Raw genomic sequence first — 11,769 nt, 5'->3', positions numbered from 1 at the left:
CAGATTGTTAAAGTTATCGTAAATCAAATTTATGCTAATATTTTAATAATTAATTAGTTTGGATGAATAAGTCTAATTTTTTAAGCTAATTTTAATTTATCTTTTTAATTGTTAAAATATTTTTTTTTAAATACCTTATTTGTTGTATTTTTTTAAATATTATTGATTGTTTATATCACCGCTATAAAGCAATATTTAGAAAAAATGGAGTAACTTTACATTCTCTTTTTTATAAAAAAGTTAGAAAATTATATGTATTTAATTTTTGACACAGAAACAACCGGTTTACCAAAAAATTTCAACGCTCCGCTTTCAGATTCGGATAACTGGCCAAGAATGGTTCAGATTGCATGGCAGGTACATGATGATGATGGGAATTTGATTGAAAATCAGGATTATATAATAAAACCTGAAGGGTATGATATTCCCTTCAACGCAGCCCGTATTCATGGAATTACAACAAAAATTGCCAATGAAGAAGGCCGTGACCTTGAAGAAATTTTAAAAGAATTTTCTGAAGTTTTAGATAGGGTAAGAGTTGTTTCCGGACACAATGTAGAATTCGACTACAATATCGTAGGAGCTGAATTTTACAGAAAAAACCTTAAAGATAATCTACAGGAAAAACCCAAAGCGGATACCATGATTTTGGGAACCGAATTCTGCCAGCTAGGTGGAGGAAGGGGTGGAAGATACAAATCTCCAAAACTTGAAGAACTTTATGAAAAACTTTATGGAAGCAAGTTTGATGAGGCTCATAATGCTGCTGCCGACGTAAATGCTACGGCCAGGGCTTTCTTTGAAATGATAAGAATTGGGGTTGTTCCGGCAGAAATATTAAAGATTTCTGAGGATCAGCTCGCCTATTTCAAGAGCCTTTATCCGGATCCGATAAAACCTTTCAATATTGTTATCAGAAGGCAGGTTGCAGATTTTCATAATAAGAAAAAGCAGCAGGATTTCGGAAGTGTTGATGAAATTGATCTGGGTAAATATTTCAATTTTGACAATCACAGTGTATTCTCTACGCTTACGGCTACCTCAAGCATCAATGATTTGATTACAAAAGCTTCTGATGAAAATTTCCCGGCTGTCGGTATGGTGGATCTTGGGAATATGATGGGCGCTTTTAAATTTGTTTCAGCAATTGAAGGGGCAAATGGTGACCGTGCAAAAAAACATAAAGAATATTTAGCAAAAAAACAGGAAGCTGAAGAAAGTGGAGAAGAATTTAATGAGGCTGAACCTGTTTCAGAGTCTTTAATTCCTGTTGTGGGTTGTGAATTTTATATTTCAGACCGTTACGAACAGAAACAGTTTACCAAAGATGATCCCGACAGAAGAACGCAGGTGGTTTTGCTGGCGAAAGATTTTGAAGGATATAAAAATTTAGCAAAACTTTCAAGTATTGGTTTCTTAAAAGGATTTTATTTTGGAGTTCCAAGGATCAGCCGTGAATTGATTGCTGAATATAAAGAAGGCTTAATTGCTCTGACTTCCGGAATTCTGGGAGATATTCCAGATGCGATCTTAAATACGGGTGAACAAAAAGGAGAGGAGCTTTTCAAATGGTGGAAAGATACTTTTGAAGATGACTTTTATGTTCAGATTCAAAATCATAAACTGCCTGAAGAAGAGCATTTAAATGATGTTTTACTGCATTTTGCGGATAAATATAATGTTAAAATTTTAGCCCAGAACGAAACTTTTTATACCAATAAAGACGATTCTAATATTCAGGATATTGTAAGCTGTATCAAGGACGGAGAAAAATTGACAACTCCTGTCGGAAAAGGCTTTGGAAAAAGAAGAGGATTAGCTACTGCAGAATACTACATCAAAAATTCTCACGAAATAAAAGAAGCTTTTTTGGCTTATCCTGATGCTTTTGATGCTTATGAAGAATTCACTGCCAAATTCAAACCTTATACCTTAAAAAGAGACGTTTTACTTCCAAAATTCGATATTCCGGAAGAATTTATTCATCCTGAAGATGATGTTGATGGAGGGAAACGTGGTGAAATGGCGTATTTGACACATTTAACATATGAAGGGGCGAAAAAAAGATATATGGATACCGGAATTACAGACGAAATCAAAGAACGTTTGGATTTTGAACTGGAGGTAGTTGCGAATACAGGGTATCCAGGTTATTTCCTGATTGTGCAGGATTTTTGTAATGAAGCAAGAAAAATGGGCGTTTGGGTTGGTCCGGGTCGTGGTTCTGCCGCAGGATCTGCTGTGGCTTATTGTACCGGAATTACCAATGTAGACCCTATTAAATATGATTTGCTTTTTGAGAGATTTCTGAATCCGGAAAGGGTTTCCATGCCAGATATTGATATTGACTTTGATGATGAAGGACGTGATAAAATTATCAAATGGGTAGTTGAAAAATACGGTAAAAACCAGGTAGCACAGATTATTACCTACTCTGTTTTAGGAGGGAAATCTGCAATTAAAGATGCAGGAAGAGTATTGGATGTGCCAATTCCTGATACGAATAATATTGCAAAACTAATTCCGCCAAGCCCGGGGATGAACATTGCAAAAGCACTGGCGAAATATGAAAAACTGAAGCCGGAAGAACAGATGCTTGTTGATGAAATGAGATACGTTCTGAATAGTCCGGATGATGTCCGTCATGATGTGCTTGCGAGTGCGAAGAAAATGGAGGGCTGTATCAGAAATACGGGTATTCATGCTTGTGGGGTCATTATTACGCCGGAAGATGTAAGTAATCTTGTGCCAGTGACCATCGCTGCAAAAGATGCGGATATTCTGGTTTCACAGTTTGATAACTCTGTGGCGGAAAGTGCAGGTCTTCTGAAGATGGACTTCCTGGGGTTGAGAACTTTGACGATCATTAAAGATGCCTTGAAGCTGGTGAAAGCAAGATATGGGCTGGATATTGATCCGGACCTTATTCCGCTTGATGATACAAAGACTTATCAATTATTTAAAGAAGGTAGAACCGTAGGGATTTTCCAGTATGAAAGTCCCGGGATGCAAAAATACATGAGGGAGCTTAAACCAACGGTTTTTGCCGACCTTATTGCCATGAACGCCTTGTATCGTCCGGGTCCAATCAAATATATTCCAAACTTCATTAACAGAAAGCATGGAATTGAAGAGATTGTTTATGACTTACCGGAAACAGAAGAATATTTAAAAGAAACCTACGGAATTACCGTTTATCAGGAGCAGGTAATGCTTTTGTCCCAGAAACTGGCCAATTTTACCAAAGGTGAAGCCGATACTTTGAGAAAAGCGATGGGTAAAAAGCAGATTGATGTTCTTAATAAAATGTACCCGAAATTCATTGAAGGTGGTAGAAAAAACAACCTGAATGAAGAAAGACTGGAGAAAATCTGGAATGACTGGAAAGCCTTTGCAGAATATGCCTTCAACAAATCTCACTCTACTTGCTATGCATTTATTGCTTACCAGACAGCCTATCTGAAAGCAAACTATCCTGCAGAATATATGGCGAGTGTAATGAGTAATAACATTAACAATACGGATTCAATTACCATGTTCATGGAGGATTGTAAAAGTATGGGAGTGGATGTATTAGGACCGGATGTGAATGAATCTCAATATAAATTCTCTGTAAACGAAAAAGGGCAGATCCGTTTTGGTTTGGGTGCTATTAAAGGTATTGGAGAAGGTCCAAGTGAAGGAATTACACGAGAAAGAGCGAACGGAAGATTCAAGAATATTTATGATTTTTTTGAAAGGATTATGCCTTCGCAAATGAATAAAAGGGTAGCGGAAAGTTTGGTTTTGGCTGGAGCTTTTGATGAATTGGATTCTTTCCACAGAGGTCAGTATTTTGATATCGATATGGCCGGAAGAACGAATCTTGAAAGATTGATCCGATATGGACAAAGCTTCCAGGAGAGTAAAAATGAGATGGAACATTCTCTTTTTGCAGATTTTGCAGAAGAAGTTCAGATTGAACAGCCGAAATTGCCGCCTTGCCCGGAATGGCCAAATATGCATAAGCTTAATAAAGAAAAAGAAACGATCGGATTTTACCTTTCTGCACACCCGCTGGATGAATTTAAATATCAATATCAGTTTATGCAGGGGCAGCTTTCTAAAAAATCTGTGTTGGAGAAGGATGAAGGAAAAGTGGTTGTTGATGAAGCTCCTATTCTGGAAAAAGATTCTGTAGATGAGGTTGCAGACCTTGTAGAAATTGTTTCTGATGATATAGTTGCCGGTGAAGAGGAAGAAGTGATAGAAGAAGTTACCAAAAAAGCTGAACCGAAAGGGGTTTTTCATTTTTTGAATCTTGATGAAGTAGATGCATATAAAGAACAGGCATTTGCAAATAAGCAGGAAGAATTATTTGAAGAGAAAAAGAAAGACTGGAAAACACTTCAGAAAGAAAGAGAAAACGGTGGCGGTGGAAAAGAGTATACCGTTGCAGGTTTAATTACGGAATATGTGGTAAAAGACGGTTTCAGAAGCGGTGAAAAGGTAGCTTTTGTTACCCTGGAAGATTATTCAGGATCATATTCATTCAGATTGGGAGACAGGGATTATATGAGGCTGAAGGAAAAACTGGAGGTTCAGAGGTTTGTTATTTTCAAAATAAAATTTGCTCAGGTAAAGGATGGAAGAGTCTTTGTGAATGTGAATGATGTGATAGAACTTCAGGAAGCTTTCGAACGGTTTGCGAAGAGTATATCTCTGGTAATGGATGTAATGGATGTACGAGCCGAAGATCTGGACTTTTTCAGAACAGTTCTTGACAGAAACAAAGGAAATCAAAAGTTGAAATTCTTTATCAGAAATCTTGATGATGATTCCCATATTGAAGTACAGTCTATGAAACATTCGGTTGATCTGAATGGAGATTTGATTAAAGAAATCCAGCTTCTTAATAAATATGAGTTTTATTTAAACTAGGAAAAAGGATATAATAATATAAAGAGTGGCCAAAAGCCACTCTTTTTTTGTTTGTATATTGTTGATATTGGTGAAAATTTTCAAATAGTTTTTTATGTTAAATAGAAAATTTTTCTACAGTCTATTTTAATGATATACTATTTTAAGTGTCTGATTGTTAGTTATTTAATGTTTATTCAATGGATTGCGAAATAAATATTAAATTAAATAAACGTTTGATTTTATTTGATTTTAAAGGTGTTTTTGCTTGTTTATTGTCAAAATTTTATGATAATTTTTAATATTTAAAATAATATTTATACATTTATCGCCCTAACTTTTATTATTACTATTTATGAAGAAATTACTACTATTAAGTCTATTTTTAATAGCTTCCATTACCAATGCCCAGATAATGCTGGGAAGCGGAACTACCCAGGGCGGGTATGTTCCTATTGATGTCAACTACGGATACAACTACACGCAGCAGATTTTTACTAAAAGTGAAATTAACGCCAACGCTGCGGGTAATATTACCGGAATGAAGTTTTATTTGCCAAATAATGCTGATATTACAAAATCAGTAGATTGGGTCGTATATGTAGGTCATACTACTAAAACATCTTTTTCAAGTACTACAGACTGGGTTCCTGTATCTGGTCTGTCTCAGGTATTTTCGGGAACAGTAAGTGCTTCCGGAGGAGAAGTGACTGTAAACTTTATAGCACCATTTGCTTATAATAATACAGATAATTTATTAGTTGTTGTTGATGAGAATACCGCAGACTACACAGCAACTTCAAACAAATTCTATACTTTTACAGGGGCTTCCAATTCAACTTTGTATTATAGAAGTGATGCAACAAATCCGGATCCGGCTTCACCGCCCACAGGATCAAGAACAGCAACGAAATCTATTGCAAGTCTGCTAGGACTTACTCCGGGAGTGCCGGCTTGTCCTGCTGTTTCTGCTCCTGTGGCTGCAGCAACAGGGGTTTCTGTGTTGCCTACCATTAGCTGGGCTTTAGCGCCTTCTGCTACATCATATAAAATCAGCATCGGGACAACGCCTGGGGCTACCAATGTGATGAATATGCAGGATGTAGGGAATGTAACTTCTTATACTCTAACAAATTCTTTGAGTTTCGATACTCAATATTATTATACAGTATATGCTGCCAATTCTACAGGAGTTTCTGCTGCATGTACAGAAAGATCTTTTACCACAATGGCTACCTTGGGATGTCCGTCTGTGAGTGCGCCTACAGCTGCTCAGGTTGGCTTACCTGTGTTAACTACTTTCTCTTGGCCTGCAGTAAGCGGAGCGCTGGGATACAACTTAAGTATCGGAACATCTGCAGGTTCATCCAATGTTTTGAGTAATTTTAATATGGGTAACGTTACTGCTTATACTCTTACTCCTGCACAGCAGTTGAACCCTACAACGCAGTATTATTATACGATTACAGCCTATAACGGTGGTGTTGTATCAACAGGATGTACTGAAAGAAATTTCACGACTACTGTAGTACCTCCGGCGAATGATAATTGTTCGGATGCTGTAAATTTAACAGTAAATCCTTCTTTAGCTTGTACTGCTACTACTCCTGGTAATACATTGGGAGCTACAGAATCTATGGCTGCAGGTGCTTGTAACGGAACTCCAAATGATGATGTTTGGTATAAGTTTACTGCAACAGCGGCAAGTCATGTTGTAGCAATTTCTAATGTAGTTTCTACGGGAACTACAACAGGGGTTTCAGATATGTATTTCCAGGTATTATCAGGAAGCTGTGGTACTATGACAAGTATGCTGTGTTCTGATCCTGATACGAATATCGTTACGGGTCTTACTCCAGGTCAGACTTATTATATCAGAGTATACACTTATTCATCTACTGTTACTGCCAATGCAAGTTTCAATATCTGTGTAAGTACACCACCGGCACCGCCTGCTAATGATGACTGTGCAAATGCTGTGGCTATTACTATTAATCCTGATATGGGTTGTGCTAGTATTACAGCAGGGACAACATTGGGAGGAACAAGTTCAGGAGTTGCTCTTGGTTCTTGTTCAGGAACAGCTGATGATGATGTTTGGTATAAATTTACTGCAACGTCAACAGGTCATACTTTCCAGCTGAAAAATATAGTTTCTGTAGGAAATGTTTCTACAACATCTTTGTATGCTCAGGTATTCAGTGGTGCTTGCGGAGCTTTGGTAAGTACTGCATGTATCAGCTCAAATACAACCTTTACAAACTTAACCGGTCTTACTGCAGGTCAGACTTATTATGTAAGAGTATATACTTATGATGCTAATTCAGGGGCGAGCTTCTATGCTAACTCTTTTGATATCTGTATGGGAACACTTCCTGCAGCTCCTGCTAACGATGAGTGTTCAGCTGCTGTTTCTCTATCTGTGAGCCCAACATTGACATGTGCTTCACCAGTATCTGGGACAACTTTAAGTGCTACTAATTCAGGATTGGCAGTAAGTCCGTGTACAGGGACAGCTGATGATGATGTTTGGTATAAATTTACAGCTACAGGTACTGACCATGTAGTATTGCTTTCAAACGTTGCTGCGGTTGGAACTTCTACATCTACAAGTGTATATACTCAGGTTTTCAGTGGAGCTTGTGGTACTTTGACAAGTATTAAATGTGGTACTGCAGTGAATACACCACTTACTGGTCTTACTGCGGGACAGACCTACTATGTAAGAGTTTATAATTCTAATACAAATGGTAGTACATTATATGCTAACAGCTTCAATATTTGTATTGGTACACCGCCACCACCACCAGCAAATGATGATTGTACAAATGCTGCATCTCTTTCTGTGAGCAGTACAGATGCTTTCCTGAATGCTGTGAATGGTTCTACTGTGAGTGCTACTCAGAGTTCAGGAGTTACAGCACCTACATGTAGTGCATCCGGTACTAATGATGATGTTTGGTATTCATTTACTGCAACAGGTGCTACACACCTTGTACATGTTTTATATACTGATAATGCAACAAGTACACAGATATATTCTGGAACATGTGGAGCTTTAACGGCTATGACTTGTTTTGATGGTGCTTATGGGAATTCCAGTATATTATTACAAAACCTTGTAGCAGGACAAATGTATTATGTTAGAGTATACTCTTCTACAAGTACTTCAACTACAACATCTAATTTCCAGATTGCTGTAACCACTCCTTCGCCTGTAACTAATGATACTTGTGATACCGCTATTGCTTTGGCTTGTAATGGTACGGCTCAGGGTGTTAATGCTCTTGCAGGAGATGAAACACTTCCTGCTTCAACATGTGGTAGTTCTGGAAGTACGGCATCTTATAAAGGTGTTTGGTACACCGTGAAAGCTACTGAAAATGGTCCTATTACTATTGATGCTTGCGGTACGCAATATGACGCTTATTTAAGAGTATATACAGGTACTTGTGGTTCACTTACTTGTTTCAGTAACAGCTCAGGGGTAGGATATGCTGATGCCGGTTGTACAGTTAGTCTTTATAATGCTCCGACATTAACATTTACGGGAGTTGCAGGGACTACTTATTATGTATTACTTACAGGATATGCTGCAACCAGAGTTGGTAATTATAGTATTTCTGTTACACAAGGATGTTCAGGGCTTGCAACGGCTGAAGTTGAAAAGAAAAACAATGAAATTAAAGCTTACCCTAATCCATTTGTAGACGACCTGAATATTTCAGATGTTTCTAGAGTAAAATCTGCTTCTGTGGTTGATGCTGCAGGAAGAGTAGTGAAGATGATTGATAATCCTTCTTCTACGCTTCACTTAGGAGATTTGAAACAAGGAATGTATTTAGTAGTACTGAATATGAAAGATGGGTCTAAACAGACAATTAAGGCAATTAAGAGATAAAATATATTAATTATATAACATGAAACGACAGCCAAACAGCTGTCGTTTTTTATTTTTAAACTTTTTAAAAAGGTGTTTTAAATTTATTGTAAATTCGTAGACGTATTAATAACCAAAAACTTATACATGAAGAAAATCTTATTTGTATGCTTACTGATGATAAGCATCGTATTAAGTGCTCAAATCAAATTAGGTGCAGGAAGTACAGACACGGGTAATGCTCCGGTCAACAGTGGTTTTACTTTCTCTTATTCCCAGCAGATTTATACAAAACAAGAAATCAATGCTGATGCAGCAGGTAATATTACAGGGCTTAAGTTTTACTTAACACCTTCTGCGAATCCCTCTTATTTATCAAATTGGGTGGTTTATTTAGGACACACTACAAAAAACTCTTTAGATTATCAAATTGGGTGGATTCCTGTTGGGGAAATGACTCAGGTCTATTCAGGTACAGTTACTAATGTAAACGGAGTTGTAGAGGTAACATTTGCTACTCCTTTCCCATATGATAATGTAAGAAATTTAGTTGTTGCAGTAGATGAAAATGGATTTAATTCTAACTCAAATAATCCGTTTTTTGTGTATAATACTATGGAGCAGGCTCTTTATACTGAAAGTAATACTGTTAATGCAGACCCTGCAAATCCTCCAATTGGTCATTTTTTACCTTATAAACCTGTGGTTAGTCTTATGGGACTGGTTCCCAATTTGTTACCGGATTGTCCAATAATCAGTTATCCTGCAAACAATGCTTCATCTGTACCGGTTCTGCCTAATTTTACATGGGCTGCTGTACAGGGAGCTACAAGTTACAAAGTTTCTGTCGGAACTACTGCGGGAGGAACAGATATTGTTAATCAGCAATCGGTAACTACAACAAACTTTACTCCATCATCTCCACTTTTGGCAAGTACAGTTTATTATCTTAAAGTAATAGCAGTAGGGTCAACAGGAGAATCTTCTGGTTGTGTTAATCAGAAATTTACAACAGTGCAGGCTATACCTTTCAATGATGAATGTATAAATGCTATAACTCTGTCTGTAAATCCAGATCTGAATTGTGTTGACTTTACTTCTGGAACTACTGTGATGTCAACTGTATCATCTCCTACATCATCGTGTGGTACGAGTACTGGAGATGTATGGTATAAATTTATAGCTACTTCCGTTACTCATACAGTTAATCTAAAGAACGTAACCTCTGTGCCGTTGGGAGGTGGTTATGTTTATTTTCAGGTTTTGAAAGGTGATTGCGGTAATTTAACAAGTATTTTATGTTCCGGATCTGATTGTGGTTATATGACAAGTGCATCATGTCCTCTTTCTATAGTTAACAACCTTACTGTAGGTGAGACTTATTATATCAAAGTCTTCAGTGGCTCAGGTTATTCATCTCATAAATTTGAAATATGTGTAGGAACATTGCCGGCTACACCGTCTAATGATGAATGTACTGATGCTGTCAATGTACCAGTGAATACTGGATCTGATTGTATCAATCTTGTTTCAGGAACTACTTTGTCATCAACGTTTTCTCCACTCTCAATTTGTGATTCTTTACCAAGATATGATGTTTGGTATAAATTTACAGCTACTGATGTTAAACATATAATTAAAATAAAGAACGTAATTCCTGTTGGATTACCAAATAATTTAGGAGGATTGGCATTTCATGTGTTTGGGGGAAGTTGTGGTAACTTTGTATGTAAAGGAGGGGGAGGAACGTCAGGACTTGTTGATGGGCTTACTGCCGGAGAAACTTATTATCTGAAGGTTTTTGTTACGGGGGGCATACAGGCTTCAGGCTTTAATTTTGATTTATGTATTTCAAAAGATTTGACACCGATTCCGGTAAATGACGAATGTGTAAATGCGGTCTCGTTGGTCGTTAATTCAGATTTGACCTGTGTCGGGGGACTTGAAGGAAATACCTTAGGAGCAACGGTTTCAACGATATTACCTACAGTTTCGTGTGGTGGAACCGGGGTTCAGAATGATGTGTGGTTTAAATTTGTAGCAACAGGAACCAGCCACAGAATTAGTTTTAAAAATATTATAGATGTTGGAGTGAGTGGTACGCAGCAGGATATAAGATTTGAGATTTTCAAGGGTAGCTGTGGTGCTTTAACAAGTGTAAAATGTGGAGGAAGTGTTAATCGTTCTAGTTATATTAATAATGTTTCAGGGTTGGTTGCGGGTGAAACCTATTATATAAGGGCATACAGTACAGGTGTTGGTATTGCCGTTAAATTCAATATTTGTGTGGGAACATTACTACCTCCTGTTAATGATGACTGTACTGGTGCTTTGACGGTTTCAAATTTTCCATATACTTATACACAGATTGATGCTGAGCATACTACCAATAATAACGGATTTATAAATTCTTGTAATTCTGCAATGAATGACGGAACATGGTTTACGTTCGTTGGTGATGGTTTTCTGCATAAGATTACAGTTTCAAGACCTTTAAATAGCACATTTAATTTTGGTATTGGTGCCTATAAAGGAAATTGTGGAAACTTAACGTGTGTAAAAAGAGTAAATTTTACTGGTTCAAGTCCGGTTATAATGGATTTGCCAACTATTGCAGGAAACGTATATTATATAAATATTGGAGATCGGGATTATGATACCGATACAGTGGAAGGCGTTTTTACCATTACTATAGAAAAGGTAACCAGCCTTGGTACTCTTGAAGTTGCTGATAGAAAAGAAGCTATAGAAGTATACCCAAATCCGTTTACAAGCGTACTGAATATTTCAAAAGCTGATAAAGTAAAATCAATTTTTATTCTGGATTCTTCAGGAAGGTTAATTAAAAATATAGAAAAGCCTTCTTCTGTACTTCAACTGAGAGATCTGAAACAAGGAATGTATTTAGTAGTATTGAATATGAAAGACGGATCTAAACAGACAATTAAGGCAATTAAGAGATAGATAATTTCTTAAAAAAATAAGAGAAA

At 37.0% G+C, this 11,769-nt stretch carries 3 protein-coding genes; all 3 read left to right on the top strand.

Annotated elements, in window-relative coordinates; all coding sequences use genetic code 11:
• The first annotated feature begins 252 nt into the window (after positions 1-252).
• The 3 genes from dnaE to GFU89_RS16600 all read left to right on the top strand — a co-directional run bounded on the left by dnaE (position 253) and on the right by GFU89_RS16600 (position 11,743).
• Positions 253-4,920, top strand: coding sequence for a DNA polymerase III subunit alpha (dnaE, locus tag GFU89_RS16610; RefSeq protein ID WP_318848194.1), 4,668 nt, complete (start codon positions 253-255; stop codon positions 4,918-4,920).
• A 334-nt stretch (positions 4,921-5,254) separates the two neighbouring features.
• A complete protein-coding gene (locus tag GFU89_RS16605) occupies positions 5,255-8,800 on the top strand; it encodes a T9SS type A sorting domain-containing protein (protein ID WP_318848193.1) in 3,546 nt (1,181 codons plus the stop codon).
• A 126-nt stretch (positions 8,801-8,926) separates the two neighbouring features.
• A complete protein-coding gene (locus tag GFU89_RS16600; RefSeq protein ID WP_318848192.1) occupies positions 8,927-11,743 on the top strand; it encodes a T9SS type A sorting domain-containing protein in 2,817 nt (938 codons plus the stop codon).
• The last annotated feature ends 26 nt before the right edge of the window (positions 11,744-11,769 follow it).

This window comes from Chryseobacterium sp. JV558 (genome assembly GCF_033712365.1).
Classification (GTDB): domain Bacteria; phylum Bacteroidota; class Bacteroidia; order Flavobacteriales; family Weeksellaceae; genus Chryseobacterium.
Note: the sequence above shows the minus strand (reverse complement) of the source record. Positions and strands in the feature narration are given on the sequence as shown.

What these genes read in the sequence shown, in the direction of transcription:
- GFU89_RS16605 (WP_318848193.1), top strand. Translation starts at nt 5,255, where the DNA reads ATGAAGAAATTACTACTATTAAGTCTATTTTTAATAGCTTCCATTACC.
- GFU89_RS16600 (WP_318848192.1), top strand. Translation starts at nt 8,927, where the DNA reads ATGAAGAAAATCTTATTTGTATGCTTACTGATGATAAGCATCGTATTA.
- dnaE (WP_318848194.1), top strand. Translation starts at nt 253, where the DNA reads ATGTATTTAATTTTTGACACAGAAACAACCGGTTTACCAAAAAATTTC.